The organism is Corallococcus sp. CA041A (assembly GCF_003612075.1).
GTDB classification, from domain to species: Bacteria; Myxococcota; Myxococcia; order Myxococcales; family Myxococcaceae; genus Corallococcus; species Corallococcus exiguus.
Genome location: NZ_RAWF01000006.1, coordinates 39,333 through 62,999, shown reverse-complemented (window position 1 = coordinate 62,999; position 23,667 = coordinate 39,333). Strand labels below are relative to the sequence as shown.

Below are 23,667 nucleotides of genomic sequence, written 5' to 3'. Positions count from 1 at the left end.
ACGTGACGAGAGGAATCTGGTGACGGACCTCGAAAAGTGGGTGGAGGAGTTCGCGCTGAACGTGTCAGCGCAGACGGCAGCCATCGCGCGTGGAGATGCCAAGGCGGGGAACAAGCATGCGGATCGTTACATCGCTGCTGTTCGGAAGTTGAAGGGGCAGGGAGATGCGGGGCGGGATGCGCTTGCGGTGCTGCTCAAGCACCCTGACAAGGACGTCAGCACCATGGCGGCGGCATACCTCTTGAGGCATCGGACGGCCGAATCGAAGGCTGTCCTAGAAGAGGCTGCGCAAGGTGAAGGGTTGATCGCCTTTGAAGCCGCGCAGGTGCTGAAGAACTGGGAAGCAGGTGTTTGGGCGCTGGATCCGGGATGATCTTCCAAGGCGCGTGGCGTTGAGGACAGAGGCACGCTGATCATTCTGCCCCCCGAGCACATCGCACTGACGCTGACAAACGGCCCGGGCAACAGGTGCCCGGGCCGCCGAGTGTCCTCCGCTACGGGTGGCTGGCGGGGTCCGCCGGGTTGGTGCCCGCGGCCCGTTCATCACCGTCCAGGAAGCCGTCCAGGTCCCGGTCGATGCCCACGCGCAGGCCTGAGCCCAGCGGCGCGCAGGTGTACGTCAGCACGCCCTGGCTCGCGGCCACGCCCGAGCGCAGCGACGCGGACGGCACCAGCGGCAGCGCCGCTCGGTCCGCCTTGAACTGCCCGCTGCCCAGGTAACGGAAGCCCATCTCGTGCGTACCCGCGCGGCCCTTCGCCACCAGGTCGCATTCGCCCGCGTCCGCGCGCGCCATCAGCAGGTCGATGCGCGTCCCCACCACCGCCGCGTTGGTCGCGGTGAGCGTCACCTGCTGCCCGACGATGGGCGCCAGGTTGGTCTCGAAGGCGAACATGTACTGCTCCATGTCCTTCTTCGCCTGGAAGCCCGCGGGCGTGTCCGGGATGCCCACCTGATTGAAGATGGGGTGGAAGTCGAAGCCGCTGTTGAAGAGGAACAGCGTGGGGATGGCGCCGTCGCTGTTGAAGCCCGTGCCGCGCACCTGGTCCCCCAGGAACGGATCCACCGGCGTGTTGCCGAAGGGGAAGCCGGCGCCGAACATGCCGACCTTCTGGTACAGGTTCCGCAGGTGCGGGACCTTGGGGAACAGCGGCTCCGCGTCGAAGGAGCTGCGGCCGTCCGTGCCGAAGAAGCCCTTGAAGGGGCCCTCGCCCGGGTTCGCGTTCACGTCCACGCGGTGGCAGGACTCGCACGACCCCGGGAAGAAGCTGGTCGTGTTCGTGAAGAAGTCCTTGCCCGCCTGCTGCGAAGCCGTGAGCGAGTTGTCCAGCTTGCGGATGGGGTTCGGCGGATAGACGACCTGGAGGATGAAGTCGGAGAACTTCTGCATCTCCACTTCCGTCAGCTGCGCGCTGCGGCCCAGCAGGTCCTTGAACGCGGGGTTGAACTGCTTGAACGCCGCGACCTCGTCGAAGGTGCCGCTGTTGGGCTGCACGCTGGGCGCGCTGTCGCCGCCGGTGCGGTCTCCACGCCAGTGCATGGGGCCCTGGTTGGCCATGCCGCGCAGGCTCTGCGTGGACAGGGGGCCCTTCATCGGATGGAAGGATGTGTCCTGGCCGAAGGTGGGGTCCGTGCCGAACTCCGGCAGCACCGGGACGATGGGGTTGTAGCTCGCCTTCACGTCACCGTCCGGGTTGCCCAGGTCCCAGGTGGTGCTGTCGAAGTCGCCGAAGATGTGGCAGCTGCCGCAGGACGAGTCTCCGTGGCTGGAGCTGCTGCGCGCGTCGTAGAGGAACGGGCGGCCCTGCACCACGCTGACCGGCTCCGGGTTGAACATGGGCAGGTGCGCGACCTCCGTCTTCGTCGCGGTGTTGACGACGGAGATGGCGTTGTCGAAGCGGGTGAGCACGTACAGGCGCCCCCGGGCTTCATCCAGCACCAGGCCGGTGGGGCCACCGCCCGTCAGCGCGACCTGGTTCGCGGTGGAGGGCGTGAAGGTGCCGGACTCCAGCTGGGACGTGGCGTACACGCCCAGCTTCGATGAGCCGAACGCGGCGACGTAGAGCGTGGCGCCGTCGGACGTCACGGCCATGCCCGTGGGCTGCGCGAGGCTCTTCTCGCTCTCAGCATTGGGCGTGGCCGCGCAGCAGGCCGCGTAGTTGATGTGCGTGTTGAGGTGGCGGGGCGTGACGGAGGGCGCACTGGGGCCGCCCAGCACGGTGATGCGGCTTTCGTGCAGATGGCCGCGCAGGGTGTTGCCCGTCAGGGTGCCGGGGCCCTCGAAGCGCAGGTCGTTTCGCGCTTCGGTGTTGCTCACGTAGACCTTCCCGCTCACCGGGTTGACGGCCATGTTGAACAGGATGGTGCCCACGCCCGCGTAGGTGCCCGCCGCGCCGGACACCTGCACGGGCGGGTTGGCGTTGGCGGAGATGGCGAAGACGTCTTTGTCCGGCAGGGTGAAGCGGAGCGAGTCCGTCCACGGGCGGTTGAGCATGTCCAACCAGTCCTCGCCGTTGTACTTCACGATGACGGAGACCTCCGGGGCGGGGATGCCCTGGTGGTTGACGTTGGGGCCGGGGACGCCGCCCTCGGACTCGCCGCCGTTGGGCACCAGGCTCTCGTGGACCACGGAGGTGCGGTTGCCGGAGTGGAACGCGGCCGCGTACACCCGGCTGCCGTCCGGAGTCGCCGCGAGCGCGCGAGGCGTGTCACCAAACAGGGTGAGGCGGGTGAGCGGCGTACCGCCCAGCGTCGTGCCCAGGCTGTCCGAGTCGAACACCCAGACGTCCGCGCGGCCGACGCCCGGCGTGGTGAGCTGCGGGTCGAACCCGGTGTTCTGTCCGCGGTGCGCGGAGGTGATGAACGCGCGCTTCCTGCCAGTGCCCGCGAAGACGATGTCGCGAGGCTCGTCGCCCACGAGCAGCGTGCGCGTCACGCTGCCGCCCTGTCCGTTCGCGTCCACCTTCACGACGCTGACGCTGTCGGACAGGTGGTTGACCACCCACACCTCGTTGTTGGTGCGCGCGGCCACGGCCACGGGCTCCAGGCCCACGGGTACTGAGCCCTTGTGGGTGAGGCCGCTGGTGCCCACCTGGAAGATCTCCAACCGGTTGTCCGGCGTGTTGACGGCGTAGAGCCACTGGCCGTTGGGAGACAGGGCCAGCGGACGCACCTGGCCGCTTTCAAAAACGGTGAAGTGCTGCGCGTGCGACGGGCTGCCCATGGCGAGGCCCAACAGCAGCGTCGCCGCGGACGCGGTACGTTTGAAGACACGGCGCACCGCCGGGTGTCTGGCTTTCATGAATGTCTCTCGGGAAAGGGGGGCTGGGGACCCCGGCTTCACTGTAGGTGTGGCGTCTGACATTGAGGGACGGGTGGACCCGGACCCGGTGGAATCGTTGCGCGGCGCAACGACTCCCTCCCTGTGTACGCAGTGAAGGGCGTTCCCTGGTCGGACCGCCGTCAACGAGGCCAGTCGCGCAGGATCCGTTCGGCGGCATCCTGCTGGTCCCATTGCACCCGGCCGGTCAGCGCCAGGCCCCGGTGCTCGATGCGGATTCGCCGCCACACCGGGAAGCCCGGAACATGGCGCGCGTCCACGCGGGCCCAGGCCACGCCTCCGGTGGCCTCCACCATGCGCGACACGCAAGCGTCGAAGTCCGCCTCCGGCAGCCAGCGCAGCGCATCCAGCACCTGGTCCGATTCAAAGTCGCGCAGCGCCGTCGGCCTGCCGGTGACGGCGCTCAAGGCCTGGGGACCCTTACCCTCCGGAATGAAGGAAAGTCCCTGGGGCCCCAACACGCAGAACCCCTCACGCCGGCCGAGCTTCGCGGGAAACAGCGCCACGCTGTCCAGGCGCACACCCGCCCGGGCCGCGCCGCGCAGTGGAGGCTGACGGTGCAGCTCCACGAGCAGGGCGACCGCCGTGCCTCCGCGGACGGAGCGTGCATGGAGTCGCCGATCTCCCTCTACCTTGAGGTCCACACTCTGTTCCAGCCGGAAGCCGTCAGGGGAAATGCTGCCCAGCCGAACCTCCTGCGGCTCACCGAACACCGGCGCCCAGATGAGCCGCTCGCTGGTGAGCCGGATCCGCCCCGAACGCAGGAGCTGGGATGCCACGAGGCCAAGGGTGCCCGACACCAGGCAGGCCATCACCGGGACCATCATCGACCTGGGGAGGACGAATGACAGCAGCAAGGCCAGCGCGGGCAGCGCTCCCAAGGCGAACACCCGACGCGGCGACACTTCCTGCCTCAGGAACATGGGCACGAGGCTCGGGTCCGAGCTTCGCCGGGTATCGTCCTCGAAGACGAGCACCTCGCCCGGCTTCAGCGCCCAGCTCGCGGGTTGGCGCACCAGCGCATCCAGCCGCGTCAGCGCCTCTTCCAGCGAAACGGCCTCCCTCGCTACCGTCAGCGCATCCAGCCTGCGCCGGGCCAGCCGCGTCAGCCGCTCCCGCCGGGCCGACAACTCCCGGGCCGCCTTCACCACGGGCGTGTCGTCCGGCCAGGCCTCCTGAGCCGCACGGCGCTGGACGCGCTCCAGCGCCTCCACCACCGTCCGAGCCTCGGCCACGAGCGCGGGCACCAACTCCGGACGCCGCACCAGCGCCCGCCGCCACCGCCGGCCGGACAGCGCCTTCTCCAGCTCCGCATACGGTCGCCGCGCCGCCGCGAGGACCTCCGCGCGGCCCTCCAGCTGACGCTCGACGTCCGCCACCGTGAGGCCTGGCTGTGCAGTGATGGGACGTGACCGCGCGGGCATCGCGCGGGACAGCATAGCGCCGTGGACTGCAAGCCCCCACGCCGTTACTCCACCGGCGGCTCCAGTTCCAATCGCTCACACTGACGCAGCATCTCCTGCGCATCAGCGGGTTCGTCGGGCGAGGGCGGCGCCACCTCCGACCAGGGCACGGACGGCTGGTCCGGCGTTCCCATCGACTCCTTCAGGAGCGCGATGAGGTCCCTCGCGGGGTCCCTGGGAAACGACGTCACCACCCGCAGCGGCCGAGGCACGCCGGGCGGCAACTCCTCGCTCGGAAGCGCGGCGGCCTGGAGCAACAGCGCGGGCGAGGGCGCCGGGGCCACCACCGCCACGGGCTCCGCGGGCAGAAGGTCATCCGGGTCGAATCCGAAGGGCACCTGGGGCACAACCTGGAGCGACACGGCCTCGCGCTCCACGTCCGGCTCATCCCCCTCCATCGGGATGCACCGCAGGGTGTTCAAGCGGGGCGTGGGCGCGTCCTCAAGCGTCGGCGTGGACACGGCGTCCATGCGCTCCGGCGACAGGGGCTCTTCCACCCTGGGAGGCCACAGGGGCACCTGCAGCAGCACCACGGCCGGCTCGCGCAGGGGCAGCGAGCGCACGCGCGCGCCTCCCAACTCCACCGCCGCCTTCGTCACCGCGGCGGCGTGCTCCGCGAGCACCCGCTCCGCCCAGGTCTTCAACCACCGCGCCAGGGACAGCACCCAGGCAAGGTGCCGCCGCGCGCGAGGCCGCGCCACCAGGGCCTCGACTGGCGGAGCCGCGTGCATCGTCACTCCTCCTTCACCGGCATCCGGATGATCCACGGCGACGTCCCGGTGGCCAGCCCCTCCGACTCCACCGACAGCAGCTCCCCTTCCGCGCGCACCTCCAGCCGGCCCAGCGACTCCCCCCGCGGCGGGCGGGGAAAGTGGAAGTGCCCCTCCGCATCCGTGCGCGTGCTCAACTGCAGCGAGGGCAGCGCCACCCACGCGTCCCGGATGGGCACGTCACCGGGCCCCACCACCCGACCCAGCAGGGGGGCCTGCGCGGACGCCCCGCCCACCAATGACAGACATCGCACCTCCGCCAGGGGTTGCTCCTTGCGCACCTGCACCCGCAGGCGGAAGGAGGGACGCGGCACGGAGCGCAAACCCGCCCACAGCGCCGCCGGCACCGGGCTCAGGTCCACCTCCAATTCCTTGTCGCCCATGGCCGCGAAGACCAGGTCACCCAGCAGCCGGTGCGCGCGCTCGGGCGTCTCCGCGCCCACCGTCACCAGATAGCAGACGGTGAACTGCAGGGCGCCCTGCTTCCCAGCCCGGGTCAGGGGCGCCGGCCCCAGCTCCAGGAGGTAAAGACAGACACCCCGGTCCAGGGCCTCGCGGTCGGGCACGCCCAGGTGCACCGGCGCGTCCGTGGCAATGCGTCCCACCCACGCTCTCATGCGCAGATCGACTTCGTCGATCATCCTTGGCCCCCCGGTTTCCGGCCCTGAATGCCACGTCACCGTTTCCTCTCATCATACGCTCGCATCGAGAGGTTTTGCTGGACATCACCCAGGGGATTGAACAGGACGTCCTTGATTTGACAGGCATTGCACGCATTCCCAGGTCCTGGGGTACAGCGCAGCGTGTCGGGAACCGGGCAGTCCCGCCACCGCGGGTCGGGGCATCCCGGAAAGCCCGTACGGGTTTCGCGTGAAGCACTTCATTTCCTGCTCGCCTTCCGCGAAGAATGGCCGCTGGGCCGGCATTCACCGTGGAACTTTCGTCATGACGATGGACTCTTCTTCCTTGAGACGACGACACCCTTCCCTTCTCTCCTCCGGCATCGCCCTGGGGTGCCTGGCGGTGTTGGGCACCGCCACCCCGGCGCTCGCCCAGGACGACGCGCCCCACAGGGTGGGCCTGCTGCTGGACGCGGGCGCTCCGCACGGCATCGGTCTGTCCGCGGTGGTGCGCCCCACGAACTGGCTGCGGCTGCAAGCGGGCCCCACCACGAACACGCTCAGCATCGGCGTGCGCGGCGGTGTGACCCTCCTGCCGATAGACACCTTCATCGCGCCGACCCTCAACGTGGAGGCCGGGCACTACTTCGGTTCGGAGTACAGCGAGGTGCTGGACTGGCTGGGCCGCGAGCCGAGCTCCACGTCGGAGGCCATCCGCGACGTCACCTACAACTACGTGACGGGCAGCGTGGGCCTGGAGGTGGGCACGAAGAGCCGCTTCAACTTCTTCCTGAACGTGGGCCTGAGCTACGTGGCGCTCACCGTGCCGGAACCCACGCCGCTCATCCAGGACGCCTCCGGCGACGACAGCGTCACGTCCGGACCGCTGCACCTGCGCGCCACCATCCCGTCGGTGAAGCTGGGCTTCATCGTCTACTTCTTCTGAGCCAGGAGACCTCTCACCATGCGAACGAAATCCTTCCGCACCCTCCTGCTCGCTGGCGCCGTGACCCTGTTGGGCACGGGCTGTGATTCGCTCTTCACCATCGAGGTGGAGGCCGAGCGCATCTGCAAGACCGAGAACGACCTGTCCTTCCCCGCCTCCCCGCCCATCGCCGGCTCCGTGGAGCAGTCCTTCACGATTCCGCTGGGTGACTTCGCCAGCGCGCTGCCCGAGGACGCCGACGTGGAGACGGAGCTTCGGCTGAAGCTCTTCGACGCCACCGCCAGCACGGACATCAGCGGCATCGAGCGCGCCAGCCTCGCCGTGCGCAAGCCGGGCTCCGCGGAGTACGTGCAGCTGGGCGAGTTCCGGCGCACCGGCACCGGGGGCTCCACGAACAAGCTCGAGCTCACCAGCAGCGGCGCGGTGGACGTGCTGGACCTGGCCAAGCAGGAGGAGCTGGAGTTCCGCTTCCAGGCCACGGGGTCGCCCCCCACGCAGTCGTGGACCGCGGACGTCGAGGTCTGCGTGGGCGCCAAGGCGAGCGCCAACTACTTCGGCCTGCTGTTCTGAAGCCTCCACTCCCGCCCCGGCGCAGGACGCGGCCGGGGCGGCGAGTCGGCCGGAAGCTGGACGGGAACACCTGACGCCCTTAAGTGGGGAGGGTGGGACGCAAGCGGGCCGTGGGCGGCATCGAGATTCCGAAATGGGCGTGGCTGGTGCCGTGCGCGCTGGTGCCCGTGGTGCTGCTCAACCTGGGCGTGGCGTGGCTGGGCGGGACGCAGGTGTCGCCCCTGTCCTTCTCCTTCCTCCAGACAAAGGCGCGCGCGCTGGGAGCCTACGTGGCGCACCGGCCCGAGTGCGTGCTGGACGGACATCCGCCGCTGGAGCCGCTCATCGAGGACACGGAGCGCCGCCACGGGATTCCGCCAGGGCTCTTGAAGGCGCTCATCCAGGTGGAGTCGGAGACGCGGGTGCACCGCATCTCGCCCGCGGGGGCCATGGGGCCCGGGCAGCTCATGCCGGACACGGCGGCGCTGATGCGGGTGGAGGACCCCTTCGACCCGGCGCCATCCGTCGACGCGAGCGGGCGCTATCTGGCCGAACAGCTGCGCAGGTTCCGCGACGTGCGGCTGGCGGTGGCCGCGTACAACGCGGGCCCGGGGTCGGTGAACGGGCGCGTGCCGCACAACGGGGAGACGGAGTTCTACGTGGCCAAGGTGCTCGCGGCCTATGAGCACACGCGGCCGAAGGCCCCCGTCGTGGTGAAGCGCCCGGCTGTCTCCGCGACTCCGGTCAAGGCGGTCGCGGTGAAGGCCCCCGTCGCGCGGAAGGCCCGTCCGCCGGATGCGTCCGCGAAGCCGGCCGTCGCACCGAAGCGGACGGCCCCCGTGAAGCCCGCGTCCCGTCCAGCCTCGGGCAGCAAGCCTGCCGCGAAGCTCGCCTCCGCGACGCGTTAGGGGCGAAGCCTGGGTGGGGCCTCCGGGTCACGGCGCAGCACGAAGAAGTAGGGCGCCATCTCCCGTGCATCCATCAGCCCCAGCAGCGTGTCCCCGTCCACCTTCCGGAACACATCGAGGCTGGGTCGGTCGTCGTAGACCATCGTCGCGCTGAGCCGTCCGCGGTACTCCATCACGCGCAGCCGCGCCTTGAACTGCCCGGTCTCCACCACGGCCCGGTGCGGCGCCACGGGACCTGGGAGCTCCGGCGACGGCCACTTGCGCGGATCCACCGGGAACACCGCCTTGCGGTCCTCCGTGAAGAAGAGCAACGGGTGCACGCTCTCCGCGTCGATGAACTGCTTGCCGTACCAGCCGGTCGAAGCGAGCAGTCCGTCCAACGGGTGTCCCGTCTGGAACTCGCGCCCCTGCCACGTGCCGCGCATGAACCCGATGTCCACCGCGGGCAGACTGTCGAACAACGCGAGCGCATCCTCCACATGGACACGCCCGGCCTTCACTGCTTCATCGAACGTCATGTCGTTCCGCCTCCTGGCATGCACAGCACCGGTTTGACCGCCACGCGCGCCTCCATGTCGTGGACCGCGTCGTTGATGGCTTCGAAGGGATACGAGCGGCTCAGCTTCTCCAACGGGAAGCGCCCCTCCGCGTTCAGCGCGACCAGCCTGGGGACGAAGGCCTTGGGATCCACATTGCCTTCCAGGATGCCCACCAGCCTCCGGCCCATGAGCAGCGCCGTCATGGAGAGCGAGACCTCCGCGTCCCGGCCAGGAAGCCCGAGCAACCCGCACGTGCCCAGCGGACGTGTCACGTCGAACGCCTGCCGCAACACCTGGGGCGACCCGACGCACTCCAGCGCGAAGTCCACGCCTCCGCGGGTGAGCGTCACCAGCGTCTTCGTGAGTCCGGGCTCGTCCGCCAGGAACGTGTCCGTGGCCCCCAGTTCACGCGCGAGCTCCAGTCGCTCCGCGCTGAGGTCCACCGCGAGGATGCGAGATGCGCCCGCGACCCGCGCCGCCATGATGGCCGCGAGGCCGACGGAGCCCGCCCCGAAGACGGCGAACTGCTGCCCCCGCTGGAGCCGGAACGCCTCCAGCACCGCCCCCGCCCCCGTCTGGAACCCACAGCCCAGCGGGGCAATCCGCTCGAGCGGCACCGAGGCGTCCACCTTCACCGCGTTGTGCTGATGCGCCAGCACGTGCGTGGCGAACGACGACTGATGGAAGAAGCTCGAGCGGACGGGCTCGCCGCGCCACCGCATGGGGAATGAGCCATCCGGCCGCGAGCCGGAGAAGTTCCCCGCGTAGCCCCGCTCGCAGTACGGGAAGTGTCCGCCCGCGCACGTGCGGCAGCCACGGCACGAGAAGTAGCTGAGCACCACCGCGTCGCCAGGCTGGAAGCCCGTCACGCCCTCCCCCACCGCCTCCACCACGCCCGCGCCCTCGTGGCCCAGCACCGCGGGCAACGGGAAGCGGCCCGCTCCCGCCCGGTACGTGAGGTCGGTGTGGCAGATGCCGCTCGCCGCCACCCGCACGCGCAGCTCGCCCTCCCGAGGCGCATCGAGTTCGACCTCGTCGATGACGAAGGGACCACCCACTTCCCGCAGCAGCGCGGCTCGCACTGGAAGACCCATGGCCGCATACTATTGGCACTTCGCCAATAAAGTCACATCCCCCCGGCCTTTCGGGGCCGCACGTGCCTTTCCGGGTCAGGTCCGGGCTGCTTCCAGCTTGCGCCCGTGCAGGCCGCTGGCCGCGCCCGTGTCCAGCCACAGCTCCACGTCACGGTGGAGCTGGAGGAACGACGCGGGCCACCGGGGCGTGAGCGGGCCGTGCACCATCGCCGTCACCGCCGCGGCCTTGTTCACGCCGAACGCGAGCACCACCACCTTGCGCGCCTGGAGCACCGCCGCCATGCCCAGCGTCAGCGCCGCCATGGGCACCTTCGACGGATCATCCCCGAACGCCATCACGTGAGACAGCCGCGTCTCCCGCGACAGGCGCGCGCGGTGGCTCGTCGCCGTCAGCACTTCCCCGGGTTCGTTGAACGCGATGTGCCCGTTGGGTCCCACGCCCAGCAGCAACAGGTCCAGCCCCCCGGCCGCCGCGAGCGCCGCGTCATAGCGCGCGCATTCCGCCTCCGCGTCCGGCGCGCACCCGTCGAGGAAGTGGATCCGCTCCGTTGACAGATTCACATGCCGGAACAGGTGCCGGTCCATGTACGCGCGGAAGCTGCCTGCGTCCTCGGGTGGCAGCCCCAGGAACTCGTCCACGTTGAACGTCGTCGCTCGCGACAGGTCCAGCGCCTCCTGGGCCGCCAGCTCCACCAGGTTCCGGTACACGTTGAGCGGCGAGCGCCCCGTGACGAGCCCCAGCACCAGCTCCGGCGTGTGGCGCACCGCCTCGGCGATCCGCGCCGCGCAGGTGGTAGCCGCCTCCTGCTCCGTCTGGAACACCCGTAGGTCCATGTGTTGGCCAGCATATGCCGGCCTCCCCGCCCCGGTCGCCGGCCCCTCAGCCGCCCGGTGCGTGGCGCCGCGCGGCAAGGCCACACGCTTCCGGGAATGACACATGAGCGCCGCGGACGATTGACAAGCCCGGTCCCCCGCACGCCCGGGGACCGGGGAAGGTTTCCCACGGGCACTCCGTGCAATCCGTCCTCACGCGCGGAGGCCGGGTCGCGCTAGAACCGGATCCATGAAAGTCGCCGTGCTCACCGGCGGGGGTGATTGCCCCGGCCTCAATGCGGTCATCCGCGCCATTGTCCGCCGTGCCAGCGAGCACGGCTTCGAGATGATGGGCCTGCGTGATGGATGGAAGGGCCTGCTGGACGACAACCACTTCCGCCTCACGCGGGAGACCACCTCCGGCATCCTCCACCGGGGTGGCACCATCCTGGGCACCTCGCGCGTCAACCCGTTCAAGGTGGAGAACGGCCTGGAGCGCGTGAAGCGCTCCATGGAGCGCAATGGCATCCACGCCGTCATCGCCATTGGCGGCGAGGGCACCCTGTCCGCCGCCACGCGCATGTCCCAGGAGGGCCTGCGCATCGTCGGCGTGCCGAAAACCATCGACAACGACCTCAACGGCACGGACTTCACGTTCGGCTTCGACACCGCGGTCCACATCGCGACGGAGGCCGTGGACCGGCTGCACTCCACCGCGGAGTCGCACAAGCGCGTCATCGTCTGCGAGGTGATGGGCCGTCACGTCGGGTGGATCGCCACCTACGCGGGCATCGCCGGCGGCGCGGACGTCATCCTCGTCCCGGAGATTCCCGCGGACCTGGAGGCCGTCGCGCAGCACCTCCAGCGCCGTCACGCGGGCGGGCGCACCTTCTCCATCGTGGTGGTGGCGGAAGGCACGCGCATCAAGATGTCCGCGGAGCAGAACGAGCAGCTCGTCACGACCGGCTCCCTGGACGAAGCAGGCCGTCCGCGCCTGGGCGGCGTGGGCAACATCGTCGCGGCGGAGATTGAGCGGCGCACCGGCTTCGAGACGCGCGTCTCCGTGCTGGGCCACATCCAGCGCGGCGGCGCCCCCACGGCGCACGACCGGGTGCTCGCCACCCGGTTCGGCGTGCATGCGTGCGACATGGTGGCCCGGGGCGAGTTCGGCAAGATGGCCGCCCTGCGCGGCAACGAAATCGTCAGCGAGCAACTGGCCGAAGCCACCCGCGAGCTCAAGCGCGTGCCCAAGGAGTTCTTCGAAGTCGCGCAGGTTTTCTTCGGCTGACATTGACGTCATGCGCCATGCCTGCCCCCACCGGGAGTGGCAGGCATGACGCCGCGCATCCGGTAGCATCCGGCCCTTCCCCCTCTCCCGAAGGGATGGTGCCGATGCTCACCGGTCGCATGATGGACTTCCCGCTCACCCTGACGCACTTCCTGGAGCGGGCTCGCTCCTATTACGCCGCGCAGGAGATCGTCAGCCGCAGGCCGGACAAGTCCCTGCACCGCTACACGTACGCGGACTTCCACCGGCGTGTCTGCCAATTGGCGAACGCGCTCACGCGGCTGGGAGTGAAGCCTGGGGACCGCGTGGCGTCGCTGAGCTGGAACCACCACCAGCACCTGGAGGTGTACTTCGGGGTGCCGGCGATGGGCGCGGTGATGCACACGCTCAACCTGCGGCTGCACCCCAACGACCTGGGCTACATCGCGCGCCACGCCGAGGACACGGTGGTGGTGGTGGACCGTTCGCTGCTGCCGCTGGTGGAGAAGTTCGAGAAGGCCGCCGGCAGCATCAAGCACGTCATCGTCATTCCGGATGACGGGCCGGTGCCGGAGGGGCGGCTGGACTACGAGAAGCTGCTCGCGGCGGAGTCGCCCACGTTCGAGTTCCCGCGCCTGGATGAGAACAGCGCGGCGATGCTCTGCTACACGTCCGGCACGACGGGCAACCCGAAGGGCGTGCTCTTCAGCCACCGCTCCATCGTGTTGCACTCGCTGGTGTGCTGCATGCCGGAGGTGCTGGGGCTGAGGGAGTCCGACACGGTGCTGGCGGTGGTGCCCATGTTCCACGCGGCGGCGTGGGGCTTGCCGTTCGACGCGCTGCTCACGGGAGCGAAGCAGGTGCTGCCCGGGCCGCACCTCGACCCCCAGTCGCTCCTGGAGCTGATGCAGAACGAGAAGGTCACGGTGGCGGGCGGCGTGCCCACCATCTGGCTGGGCATCCTGGCGCAGCTGGACCGCGAGCCGGGCAAGTGGGACCTGGGCCGGATGCGGCACATGGTGATTGGCGGCTCCGCGGCGCCGCCGGCGCTGATTGACGGGTTCCGCAAGCGCCACGGGCAGAACGTGCTGCACGCGTGGGGCATGACGGAGATGAACCCGGTGGGCACGCTCGCGCGGCTCAAGGGGGACCTGCACACGGCGTCGCCGGAGACGCAGCTGGATGCGTACGCGTCGCAGGGCTACTCCGTGCCGTTCGTGGAGACGCGCCACGTGAGCGACACGGGGGAGATCCTCCCCTGGGACGGCAAGGCCATGGGCGAGCTGGAGGTGCGCGGGCCCATGGTGGCGGCGTCGTACTACGGGGACGAGGGCAAGGACCGGTTCACGAAGGACGGGTGGTTCAAGACGGGCGACGTGGTGACCATCGACCCGGCGGGCTACCTGCACATCACCGACCGCAGCAAGGACGTCATCAAGTCCGGCGGCGAGTGGATCAGCTCCGTGGCGCTGGAGAACGCGCTGATGGCGCATCCGTCCGTGCTGGAGGCGGCGGTGTTCGCGGGGCGGCATCCGAAGTGGGACGAGCGTCCGCTGGCGGCGGTGGTGTTCAAGCCGGGGCAGGAGGCGACGAAGGCGGAGCTGACGGCGCACCTGGAGAAGCAGTTCGCGAAGTGGTGGCTGCCGGATGACATCCTCTTCGTGACCCAGATTCCGCGCACGTCGACGGGGAAGTTCCTGAAGATGAAGTTGCGGGAGGATTACGGCGACCACCTGATGAAGGCGTTGAGCACAACCCGTTAACAGCCACAAAGAAAACCCAAATGATTACTCAGTGGACCCTCGAAAACTTCAAACCAATTCAACGAGAAATCTCACTAACCTTCTCACCAATAACAATACTAGCAGGCCTAAATAGCGCCGGAAAAAGCTCCATCATCCAATCAATTCTACTGATAGCTCAAACACTCGGAAACCCCAACAGCGAAAAGCCGCTAATTCTAAACGGACACATAGTACGCCTCGGCACCTTCGAAAACACCATCAACAATAAAGCACCCCGAAAACACATCCGCATCGGCTTCACACTAAACCTTCCTCCTCGAAGGACCCCCTCTTTCCTCATTGGCCGCCCAGCACAAAGAGACCCAGCACCGGCGTCGTCAGTCCAGGTCACGGCATCCTTCAATGCCGGAACATCAAGCCAAGACTCATCCGGAATTGAAGCCGTCAAAGTCTCCCTAGCAGAGACTCTAATTTCGATTGAAGCCCCAACAAACACAGAAGCCGAACACTCTGCGCAGCCGCCAAAAACAATCAAAGCCAAGATCCGCCCCTTCTCAGCTGAAGCCAAGGCAAGCTTCACGGCAAACCTAACAGCCGATGCCGAGTTCATAAAAATAACATCATACAGCCTCATTAATCTCTTTGACGCAGAAGTATCCACCAGCGGAGAAACTTCACTCAGGAAACTGGCAGCTCGAGTCAACCATTTCCTACCAAGTCGATTCATCGAGAAATTCAACATAAGAGAGCGAAGCGTCCAGGAACTTACTGCCGCAATCGACGGACTATTCGGCGACTACTTCAAAATCGCCTTCTCGCCCGCCCGCCAATCCATCGCAAGTAACATAAGCCAACTCCCCGCCTCTTCCGAGCTAAGGGAGAGCATTTCATTTCTCAGCACAATCCAGAAAAAGCAAATCCCCACATTCGCTGGCGATACCGTCGGCGACATAATCACTTGGTCACAGTCGGTCCCCCTCAAGACGAGGGCAAAGTCAAAATTCATAAGCACCATCAAGGAACACATCGCAGTCGACACGGAGCCACGCCTCTTCAAGGAAAACAAGCATCAGTTTGGCATGGAAGCCATCACTGACAACCCCTTGTTCGAAGCGCTTGACTACACCGGGAGCGAAACAACAAGATTTTTCAATACATTAGTACGGTATCTTGGTCCGCTACGTGCCGATCCTAATGCAGCCCAAGGGTTCTCTCCTTCAAGCGAGGCTGACGATGTAGGAACTCGAGGGGAGTTCGCAGCAGCCGTATTTGATGCAAACAAACGGCGTGCTGTGCGGTCGTGGGACCCACGAAACAAGACCGTCATCACAACCACTCTAGAAAGAGCCATTGACGCCTGGGCGCAATACATCGGTATCGCACACCATATTTCAACGCGAGAAGCAGGTGTATCCGGCGTCAACTGGTATATTCAGCCACGCCCAACCTCCCACGATCTACCTCTGCAATCCGTTGGAGTAGGCGTCAGCCAAATCCTACCCATCCTTGTGACAGGGCTACTCGCACCGGAAGGGGCGGCGATTCTGATTGAGCAGCCAGAACTACACTTGCACTCCAGAGCGCAAGCTAGGCTTGGCGACTTCTTCCTTGGTCTGCACCACACAAAAAAGCAGTGCATACTCGAAACACACAGCGAATCACTCGTAAGTCAACTACGGCTACGCATAGTCGAAGCAGATGACGTCAGGAAGCAAACATCAATATACTTCATGAGCCAAGACGCCGACGGTTCTGCCTCTTTGGAACCCATCGAAATTTCGCCTGCCGGCAACATCACCAATTGGCCGGAGGGTTTTTTTGATGAGTCCCTATCGCAAGAGGACAAAATCACCAAGGCATCCGTAAAAAGGCGCGCCGAGGAGCGAGGGCGGCCGTGACTACATACTTGATTGAGCCACACCTAATATCACTACCCAACGATGACGAGCAGAGCGTACGCCACTGGTTTTCTGCACTGTCACGATGGCTAGACGAAGCACAACGTGCGCCACAAAACTGGTGTCATGTCACCAAATGCACCAACTCTCTTTACGAGAAAGACAAAGTGGCCTCCTTTCAAGAGTTTCGGCGCCTCTCCCAGAAATACAAGATTGACATAAACATAAGAACACTTTCACAGAACTTCAATTCATTCTTTCAAAACGAAGAGCTCGACATAGCAAATACAACTCAAATATCAGACATAACCCACAGCCATCCTCCAGCGATCAGCCCTGAAGTCTTCGACTTGCGAAACAAGGACTGCGCACCACACCTAGCAGAAGCCCTGAGCGCACTTGGATGCAACGAAGAACTCAACAATACAGACCTACCGTACATTGTGGGTCTTGAACTCGACCAAGGCCAGAACAAAGTCTCTCTAGCCTCTAATCCAGACCTCGTCGAAATGGGCGACGGTTCCATCCACGGCCCCCTAGACATTCAAGCGAACTTCCATCACATCAGCACCCCAAAAGACTTCTCAACAACAATCTCCCAAGAAGACTTCATCAACAACCCAGAGGCATCGTTCACTGCAACACTGCGCAGCCTGCTGCCTGAAATCTCCCCACGTCGGGACTTCATCCTTCACGATAAGTTTATCGATAGCTTGGTCTCGTCCACGCTGCTAACGGAGAACCTGACACTCACCCGGCTCATGCGCGCCTCTTCGGCAATAATCTGTCAGGAGGAACTCTCACTGAACTTATCAACAAGAGCCATAAGAGTGTCGGCTGCCGGGGATGCCAAACAAGTCAAAAGAACTCACGACGATGCCGCCGCTTGGCGCACAACAATAACGAAAAATGGCGCAGGGTGGAGACTCCACTACTGGATAATACCGAAAGCAGGAGACAAGAAAGAGACCGTTGAGTTCGTCTCAATACTCAGGGAATCAGACCCTGTATCCATTTCCGAGTAAAACTTCAGGCGATTCCGACCGTTCTGCGCCAAGTCTTAAATGTCGCCCGCAGACCTTGAAGCACATATCGGGCTTGTCACTCTCATCGCTAAACATGTCGTCTGAAATCTGAAGCATCCCCTCATTCTCATTTCTCTCTCTGAGCCCGCCTGCTCGGCCGCTCACGGGTTCTCCGAGGGGAAACTTCAAATGAGGGGATTGCTCAGGTCTGAAATCCCAACAGGGAGGAACGCTGAGTTTCGAGCATGGAGCCAGCCAATGTTTGAGACTACGCAGGGAACTGCCGTGCCGCCAACAGCGCGGCAGTGTCGACTCGCATCACTGCGGTACTAGAGGTATCGTGGAGACGTGATGCCTTCCGTCCAACAGCTCCGCCCGTTCGCCTACGCGCCCGTCCAGGCGTTCCTGCAAGCCTCCGGACCGGTGGTGCTGATCCAACAGCCACCGGAGCCGGTGTTCCAGCAGGTGGCGTTGCGGTTGGCGGAGGCGCGCACGGTGGGGATGGCGCACCGATCACGGCTGGTGGACCGGCTGCTGGTGATGCTCCAGGCGTTCGACTCGCTGGAGGTCCACTTCCTGGGGCCGGAGCAGGACGGGCAGGAGCTGCGGGTGGGGCGGATGGAGGGGTGCACGCTGATGGTGCACGACCCGTCCGTGTCGAAGCAGCACGCGGTGCTGCGCTGGCACGCGACGCAGGGGACGTGCTCGGTGAAGGACCTGGCGTCCATGAACGGCACCTGGCTGAACGCCGCGGAGCTGGGCGAAGGCGAGGAGCGGATGCTCACGGACGGGGACGCGCTGGCCTTCGGGGATGCGCAGTTCCTGTACCTGCGCGCGGAGACGCTGCACTCGCACCTGCGGCTCGCGAGCCCGGGTGGAGGGATGTGACTACTCGGCGGGAAGTTCGCGGTAGTGCACGTCGCTGGGGCCCAGGCGCTGTAGGACTTCGACGAAGCGCTCGCTGACGACGCGAGGGTTGGCCCCTTCGATGCCGAAGACGTCGAGCCCTTCCGGAATGGAGGAGCGCAGCAGCCAGCGCTTCGGCGGCAGGTCGAACGACTCGGGCTTGCCGCAGATGTCGCAGGCGGGCGTCTTCCATTCACCGATGCAGTCGGGATGCAGCCGGGCGAGGGGCCGAGCTTCCAGCTCGTAGAGCGCGGGCATCGTGCTTCGGCGCGACCGGAGCTCCATCCGGACCGCGATGATGCCCCGCAGCCCTTCGGCCTGGAGCAGATCCACCGCGTCCTCGCGAAGGACCAGCTCCCATGAAGGGTAGCAAGTCACCGGACCAAACCGGCCTTGTGCGGTTCCGATCATGGGTCCGAACGAGCCTCCCGCCCTGATGGGAAGCACGGAAGGAACAAAGGGACGAATGAGCGCTACCAGCCGATCGTATTCCGCGACGGACATGGGCCCCTTGGGCTCAGCCAGCACGGGCTCTTCCACGGCTGAGAGGTCCACGGAGGGAAAAGCATCCATCCATGCCCAGGGGCCGAACCTGGGACAGTCAACGCCTGACAGGTGCCATCGGTGGCGTGCCCGGTATTTTCCGCTCCACTGTCGCGGCTCGTCGAAGCTCGGGCTCTCGATAGAGAAGTAGCGCATGGCTTAGTCCTCGACGGGTACAGGCGCGAGTTCTACCTGCTGCCAGTACGTCATCGTCAGCCCAAAGAGTCCGTACTTCTGAATCATCGAGGAGGCATGTTCAAAGTACGCCGGTATCTGTGTGTCACCCCGCGCCCGGAGGATGAACGCATACCAATCCTGGTTCCAGGGCCCACCGTCCTTGCCCCGATGGATGCGCGCATGAACTTCCGCATCAATCGCGATGACGTACTTATGGATGTCGATGCGCTTGTCATCGAAGTGATCCTTGAACGCCTGAGGGAAGATGTGGTGCCGCTCCTTCGGCCGCTTCGCCCACTCCTGTTGAGCCTTCTCCCGGCGAAGCTCGCTGGGGAGCTTCTCTCGGGGATGCCAGCGGAAGACCATGACGGGCACCGCGTCTCGCGGTAGCCCCTGGGCACTTCCCCACGTCCGCTGCGGCCCGCTGCCGGGCGCCACGAAGATGGGCGCCACCGGCATGGCCCCTCGCGTCCGCACAATGCGGTTCGGTAACAGGTCCTCGCACCGGAACAGCGCGCAGACGTCGTCCTCGCAGACGTGCGTGAGGCACTGGTCCTCGTCGCTGGCTTCGCACTCGCGCGACTCCTCTGCTCTCGCCCATGCCTCTTGGGGCGAAGATACCGGTGCCGATGCACACCCCGACAGCAAGGTAACCCAAAGCCACAACCCCGCACGCATTCCGCCTCCGGTCCTCGCCCCTCTACTACGTTCGCTCTCACTCGACGCTCTTCAGCTGAAAGCCCAGGGGGTCGAGACGGTGCACTCGCACCTGCGGCTCGCGAGCCCAGTGCGAGGGATGTGACGGCGGCTCAGCCGACGGGCAGTTCCTGGTAGTGCACGTCGCTGGGGCCCAGGCGCTGCACGGTTTCGACGAAGCGTTCGCTGACGACGCGCAGGCGGGCCCCCGCGATACCGAAGACGTCGAGTCCTTCTGGAACGGCGGAGCGCAACAGCCAGCGCTTCGGTGGCAGGGAGTACGACTCGGGCCGACCACATACCGAGCATGGGGGCGTCTTGAATTCGCCGATGCAGTCGGGATGCAGCTTTGCCAGGGGCCGTGCATCCACTTCATAGAGCGCGGGCATGGTGCTCCGACGCGACCTGAGTTCCATGCGGACCGCGATGATGCCTTGCAGCCCTTTGGACTTGAGCAGTTCGACCGCGTCCTCCCGGAGGACCATCTCCCAAGGAGGGTAGCAAGTCACCGGGCCGAACCTGCCTTGCGCCGTCCCGCTCATGGGACCGAAAGAGGTTCCTCCCTTCACTGGAACGTCTGGAGGCAGAAGCGGCCGCACCAGTGCCACCAGTCGCATGTACTCCTCGAAGTTCGTGGGGCCTCGGACTTCATCGAGTGCGGGCTCTGAGAGGCTTGAGAGGTCCACGGAAGGATATGCCCCACTCCCCGACCAGGTTCCGCAACGGGGGCACTCGACGCCCGGCAGATGCCACCGATGGCGTGCCCGATACTCCCCGCTCCACATGCCTGACTCGTCGAAGTTCAGGCTGTCCACCGAGAAGTAGCGCATGAATCAGTCCTCGACGGATACAGGGGCAAGATCCACCTGCTGCCAGTACGTCATCGTCAAGCCGAAGAGTCCGTACTTCTGGATCATCCAGGAGGCATGCTCAAAGTAGACGGACATGGGTGCAGTGTCCTCCTGCCGGTTGATGAAGATACGCCAGTCTGCATTCCATGGCGCCCCTCTCTCTCCCTTATGGATCCGGGCATGCAGCTCCGCGTCGATCGCTATCACATACTGGTGGATGTCGATGCCCTTCCGCACGAACTCGTCCTTGAACGCCTGCGGGAAGATGTGGTGCCGCTCTTTCGGCCGCTTCGCCCACTCCTGTTGCGCCTTCTCGCGGCGAAGCTCGCTGGGCAACCTCTCTCGGGGATGCCAGCCGAAGACCATGACCGGCACCGCGTCGCCCGGCAGGCCCTGCGCGCTTCCCCACGTCCGCTGCGGCCCGCTTCCGGGCGCCACGAAGATGGGCGCGACCGGCATGGCCCCTCGCATCCGCACGATGCGCTTCGGTGCCAGGTCCTCGCACCGGAACAGCGCGCAGACGTCCTCCTCGCAGACGTGCGTGAGGCACTGATCCTCATCGCTGGCCTCGCACTCCCGCGACGCCTCTGCCCAGGCCTCTTGGGGTGAGGACACCGGTGCCGACGCACACCCCAGCAGCAAGACAACCCACAACCACGCGCGCATGTCGCCTCCGGTCCTCGCCCCTGCTCCTTCCCAGTCATTCCACGTTCTTCCGCTGGAGGCCCAGAGGGACGGAGACACTGCACTCGCACCTGCGGCTCGCGAGCCCGGGTGGAGGGAGGTGACGGCGGCTCAGCCGACGGGCAGTTCCTGGTAGCGCACGTCGCTGGGGCCCAGGCGCTGCACGGTTTCAACGAAGCGTTCGCTGACGACGTGCAGGTTCGCGCCTTCGACCCCGAAGACGTCGAGCCCTTCGGGCACGGAGGAGCGCAGGAGCCAACGCTTTGGCGGCAGGGAGAATGACTCGGGCTTGCCGCAGAGGTCGCAGGCGGGCGTCTTCCATTCGCCAATGCAGTCGGGATGCAGCCGGGCGAGGGGCCGGGCTTCCAACTCGTAGAGCGCGGGCATCGTGCTCCGACGGGACTTGAGCTCCATCCGGACCGCGATGACGCCTTTCAGGCCTTCAGCCTTGAGCAACTCGACCGCGTCCTCGCGGAGGACCACCACCCACGAAGGCCAGCAGGTCACAGGGCCGAACTTGCCTTGGGCGGTTCCGACCATGGGCCCGAACGTACAACCCGCGTAGAGGGGAAGCTCGGGGGGAACGAAGGGGCGCACGAGCGCAGTCAATCGTTTGTATTCAGGGAGGGACATGGGTCCCTTCCACTCAGAGAGCGCGGGCTCCGCGACCTCGGACAAATCCACCGAGGGGAAGGCATCCATCCCCGCCCACGGACCGAACCTGGGACACTCGACCCCGGAGATGTGCCATCGGTGGCGAGCCCGGTACGAACCCGTCCAGTGCCCTGCTTCATCGCCCTTCAGGCTCTCGACCGAAAAGTAGCGCATGGCTCAGTCCTCGGCTGGAAGCGGCAGGAGATCCACCTGCTGCCAGTACGTCATCGTCAGTCCAAAGAGTCCGTACTTCTGAATCATCAGGGAGGCATGCTCAAAGTATTCGGGTATCTGGGCTCCGTCGCGCCGCCGCTGGATGAACGCATCCCAATCCCGGTTCCATGGCCCCCCTCGCTCGCCCCGATGGATGCGTGCATGCACTTCCGCATCGATGGCGATGACGTATTGGTGGATGTTGATCCCTTTTTCCTCGAAGTGATCCTTGAACGCCTGCGGGAAGATGTGGTGCCGCTCCTTCGGTCGCTTCGCCCACTCCTGTTGCGCCTTCTCGCGGCGAAGCTCGCTGGGGAGCTTCTCTCGGGGACGCCAGCGGAAGACCATGACGGGCACCGCGTCGCCCGGCAGGCCCTGCGCACTTCCCCATGTTCGCTGCGGCCCGCTTCCGGGCGCCACGAAGATGGGTGCCACCGGCATGGCTCCCCGCGTCCGCACGATGCGCTTTGGTGCCAGGTCCTCGCACCGGAACAGCGCGCAGACGTCGTCCTCGCAGACTTGCGTGAGGCACTGATCCTCGTCGCTGGCCTCGCACTCCCGTGACGACTCGTTCGAGGGTAAGGGCCCGGGTGCGGATGCACACCCCAGCAGCATCACCAGCCACAGCCACCCGACACGGGCGCCGGCCCCGGAGATTCTTCTCATTTTCCTGTTATTCCACGTTCACTCTCGTGGAGCCCGGGAGGCGAGCAATCCGGTCACGGGGCACAGCGCGCTGTCAGGCGAGCCGTTATCCTCGGGGTTCCTCACACCGAGAGCGCGCACACCATGGGAAGGCTGTTGGTCCTGCTGTTCGTCTACCTGGGCGCGTACCTCGTGCTGCGCAGGCTGTTGCCCGTCGTCACCCGAGGCTGGCGCCATGGCGTGCTGTTGGGCCTCTCTGTCTTCGCGTTCGCGGCGTGGACCGTGCCCGCTGTCACGGGCTACGGCCTGCACCACACGCCTCCGGCCCTCGTGCCGGTGAAGCTGTTCGCCGTGGTGTGGAGCATCGCCGCGCTGCTGGTGATGCTGATGGGCCCGCCGTTCCTCATCCTCAAGCTGCGCGCCGAACGCCGCCAGCAGGCCGCGCCTCCCGGCGTGAACCTGGAGCGCCGCAACCTCCTGGTGAAGGCCGGTCAGGCCATGCCCGTCCTCGCCATTGGAGCCAGTGGCGTGGGCGTCGTGAGCGGCAGCCTGGGCTTCACCGTTCGTGAGGTGGAGGTGAAGTTGCGCGGCCTCCCCGCAGCGCTCGACGGCTTCCGCATCGGGCAGATCACCGACGTGCACGTGGGACCCTTCATCTCGCCCGAGTACCTGCGCGGCGCCGTGGAGGTGATGAACACCGCGGGCGTGGACCTCCAGGTGATGACCGGCGACCTCATCGACGACGTGAACCAGGTCGACGAGACGATGGCCGCCCTCGCCTCCACGACGGCCCGCCACGGCATGCTCGCGGTGCTCGGCAACCATGAGCACTGGCGCGGGCTCGATGAAGTCCTGGGCGGCTATGAGCAGTTGGCCCAGCGTGGCGCGCCAGTCCGGCTGCTGGTGGATGAAGCCCACGTGCTGGAGCACGGCGGCCAGCGCGTGCGCGTGGTGGGCGTGGACTTCCCCATGTCCGGCGCCAGCCGCACCGGGAAAGAGCGCCGCTGGCAGCGCTCAGCGGAGACAGCCTTCAAGGACGGGAACCCGGACGACGTGGTGCTCTGCCTCTCCCACCACCCGGACTTCTTCCCCTACGCCGCCGAGCGCGGCGCCCGCCTCACGCTCGCGGGCCACACGCACGGCGGACAGGTGGCCTTCCTGGGGATTCCCCTGTTCGGCTTCGCCTTCAAGCACATGCTGGGCCGCTACCGCTTCAAGGACAGCCACCTCTACGTCTCCGGCGGCACGGGGCACTGGCTCCCCTTCCGCATCGGCGTCCCTCCCGAGGTGACGCTGCTCACGCTGCGCAGCGCCTGAAGCGCG

Annotated in this window: 23 protein-coding genes; 10 read left to right on the top strand and 13 right to left on the bottom strand. The window is 66.2% G+C overall.

The window, feature by feature from the left end; all coding sequences use genetic code 11:
• The first annotated feature begins 16 nt into the window (after positions 1-16).
• On the top strand, positions 17-373 hold the full coding sequence (locus tag D7V77_RS01970; protein ID WP_120574592.1) for a DUF2019 domain-containing protein: 357 nt from the start codon (positions 17-19) through the stop codon (positions 371-373).
• Between the two features lie 121 nt (positions 374-494).
• On the opposite strand, the gene D7V77_RS01965 is transcribed toward D7V77_RS01970, so the two are convergent.
• The 4 genes from D7V77_RS01965 to D7V77_RS01950 form a co-directional block, all read right to left on the bottom strand.
• A complete protein-coding gene (locus tag D7V77_RS01965) occupies positions 495-3,299 on the bottom strand; it encodes a beta-propeller fold lactonase family protein (protein WP_120574567.1) in 2,805 nt (934 codons plus the stop codon).
• A 161-nt stretch (positions 3,300-3,460) separates the two neighbouring features.
• Positions 3,461-4,762, bottom strand: coding sequence for a hypothetical protein (locus D7V77_RS01960; RefSeq protein WP_158624272.1), 1,302 nt, complete (start codon positions 4,760-4,762; stop codon positions 3,461-3,463).
• Positions 4,763-4,806: 44 nt separating this feature from the next.
• On the bottom strand, positions 4,807-5,532 hold the full coding sequence (locus tag D7V77_RS01955) for a hypothetical protein (protein ID WP_120574565.1): 726 nt from the start codon (positions 5,530-5,532) through the stop codon (positions 4,807-4,809).
• Positions 5,533-5,534: 2 nt separating this feature from the next.
• The gene (locus D7V77_RS01950; RefSeq protein WP_120574564.1) at positions 5,535-6,212 is read right to left on the bottom strand and encodes a carboxypeptidase-like regulatory domain-containing protein; all 678 of its coding nucleotides are present in this window, start codon (positions 6,210-6,212) and stop codon (positions 5,535-5,537) included.
• A gap of 325 nt (positions 6,213-6,537) precedes the next feature.
• Between D7V77_RS01950 and D7V77_RS01945 the strand changes: the two genes are divergently transcribed.
• From D7V77_RS01945 to D7V77_RS01935, 3 genes are all read left to right on the top strand, one after another.
• Positions 6,538-7,137 (top strand): hypothetical protein, encoded by a 600-nt coding sequence (locus D7V77_RS01945; RefSeq protein ID WP_233596595.1) that lies wholly within the window; start codon positions 6,538-6,540, stop codon positions 7,135-7,137.
• Positions 7,138-7,155: 18 nt separating this feature from the next.
• A complete protein-coding gene (locus D7V77_RS01940; RefSeq protein ID WP_120574562.1) occupies positions 7,156-7,707 on the top strand; it encodes a hypothetical protein in 552 nt (183 codons plus the stop codon).
• A gap of 92 nt (positions 7,708-7,799) precedes the next feature.
• Positions 7,800-8,594 carry a lytic transglycosylase domain-containing protein gene (locus D7V77_RS01935; RefSeq protein ID WP_120574561.1) on the top strand — a complete coding sequence of 265 codons (795 nt, stop codon included), beginning with the start codon at positions 7,800-7,802 and terminating at the stop codon, positions 8,592-8,594.
• Here the strand turns inward: D7V77_RS01935 and D7V77_RS01930 are convergent.
• The 3 genes from D7V77_RS01930 to D7V77_RS01920 form a co-directional block, all read right to left on the bottom strand.
• The gene (locus tag D7V77_RS01930) at positions 8,591-9,112 is read right to left on the bottom strand and encodes a DUF4334 domain-containing protein (protein ID WP_120574560.1); all 522 of its coding nucleotides are present in this window, start codon (positions 9,110-9,112) and stop codon (positions 8,591-8,593) included. The two genes, D7V77_RS01935 and D7V77_RS01930, sit on opposite strands and share 4 nt — an antisense overlap.
• Positions 9,109-10,227, bottom strand: coding sequence for an NAD(P)-dependent alcohol dehydrogenase (locus tag D7V77_RS01925; protein WP_120574559.1), 1,119 nt, complete (start codon positions 10,225-10,227; stop codon positions 9,109-9,111). Before D7V77_RS01925 ends, D7V77_RS01930 begins: the two co-directional genes overlap by 4 nt.
• A 75-nt stretch (positions 10,228-10,302) precedes the next feature.
• Positions 10,303-11,061 (bottom strand): glucosamine-6-phosphate deaminase, encoded by a 759-nt coding sequence (locus tag D7V77_RS01920; RefSeq protein WP_120574558.1) that lies wholly within the window; start codon positions 11,059-11,061, stop codon positions 10,303-10,305.
• A gap of 229 nt (positions 11,062-11,290) precedes the next feature.
• Here D7V77_RS01920 and D7V77_RS01915 point away from each other — a divergent pair, with 229 nt between their 5' ends.
• The 5 genes from D7V77_RS01915 to D7V77_RS01885 all read left to right on the top strand — a co-directional run bounded on the left by D7V77_RS01915 (position 11,291) and on the right by D7V77_RS01885 (position 17,863).
• Positions 11,291-12,328 (top strand): 6-phosphofructokinase, encoded by a 1,038-nt coding sequence (locus D7V77_RS01915; protein ID WP_120574557.1) that lies wholly within the window; start codon positions 11,291-11,293, stop codon positions 12,326-12,328.
• A 104-nt stretch (positions 12,329-12,432) separates the two neighbouring features.
• The gene (locus tag D7V77_RS01910; RefSeq protein ID WP_120574591.1) at positions 12,433-14,070 is read left to right on the top strand and encodes a long-chain fatty acid--CoA ligase; all 1,638 of its coding nucleotides are present in this window, start codon (positions 12,433-12,435) and stop codon (positions 14,068-14,070) included.
• Positions 14,071-14,090: 20 nt separating this feature from the next.
• A complete protein-coding gene (locus D7V77_RS43155; RefSeq protein WP_147451957.1) occupies positions 14,091-15,950 on the top strand; it encodes a DUF3696 domain-containing protein in 1,860 nt (619 codons plus the stop codon).
• Between the two features lie 167 nt (positions 15,951-16,117).
• Positions 16,118-16,975: a hypothetical protein gene (locus tag D7V77_RS43150; RefSeq protein WP_147451956.1), complete on the top strand. Its 858-nt coding sequence runs from the start codon at positions 16,118-16,120 to the stop codon at positions 16,973-16,975.
• A 351-nt stretch (positions 16,976-17,326) separates the two neighbouring features.
• Entirely contained in the window at positions 17,327-17,863 is a 537-nt protein-coding gene (locus tag D7V77_RS01885; RefSeq protein ID WP_120574555.1) for an FHA domain-containing protein, read from the top strand.
• Here the strand turns inward: D7V77_RS01885 and D7V77_RS01880 are convergent, their stop codons facing one another.
• The 6 genes from D7V77_RS01880 to D7V77_RS01855 all read right to left on the bottom strand — a co-directional run bounded on the left by D7V77_RS01880 (position 17,864) and on the right by D7V77_RS01855 (position 22,365).
• Positions 17,864-18,580: a double-CXXCG motif protein gene (locus D7V77_RS01880; RefSeq protein ID WP_120574554.1), complete on the bottom strand. Its 717-nt coding sequence runs from the start codon at positions 18,578-18,580 to the stop codon at positions 17,864-17,866.
• Between the two features lie 3 nt (positions 18,581-18,583).
• Positions 18,584-19,279: a TIGR02269 family lipoprotein gene (locus D7V77_RS01875; RefSeq protein WP_120574553.1), complete on the bottom strand. Its 696-nt coding sequence runs from the start codon at positions 19,277-19,279 to the stop codon at positions 18,584-18,586.
• Positions 19,280-19,410: 131 nt separating this feature from the next.
• Complete coding sequence (locus tag D7V77_RS01870; RefSeq protein WP_120574552.1) at positions 19,411-20,127, bottom strand: double-CXXCG motif protein; 717 nt, start codon at positions 20,125-20,127, stop codon at positions 19,411-19,413.
• 3 nt (positions 20,128-20,130) lie between these two features.
• Positions 20,131-20,814 (bottom strand): TIGR02269 family lipoprotein, encoded by a 684-nt coding sequence (locus tag D7V77_RS01865; protein ID WP_120574551.1) that lies wholly within the window; start codon positions 20,812-20,814, stop codon positions 20,131-20,133.
• Between the two features lie 129 nt (positions 20,815-20,943).
• The gene (locus D7V77_RS01860; protein WP_120574550.1) at positions 20,944-21,660 is read right to left on the bottom strand and encodes a double-CXXCG motif protein; all 717 of its coding nucleotides are present in this window, start codon (positions 21,658-21,660) and stop codon (positions 20,944-20,946) included.
• A 3-nt stretch (positions 21,661-21,663) separates the two neighbouring features.
• Entirely contained in the window at positions 21,664-22,365 is a 702-nt protein-coding gene (locus tag D7V77_RS01855) for a TIGR02269 family lipoprotein (protein WP_120574549.1), read from the bottom strand.
• A gap of 123 nt (positions 22,366-22,488) precedes the next feature.
• Here D7V77_RS01855 and D7V77_RS01850 point away from each other — a divergent pair, with 123 nt between their 5' ends.
• Positions 22,489-23,661, top strand: a complete 1,173-nt coding sequence (locus tag D7V77_RS01850) for a metallophosphoesterase (RefSeq protein WP_120574548.1) — start codon at positions 22,489-22,491, stop codon at positions 23,659-23,661.
• The last annotated feature ends 6 nt before the right edge of the window (positions 23,662-23,667 follow it).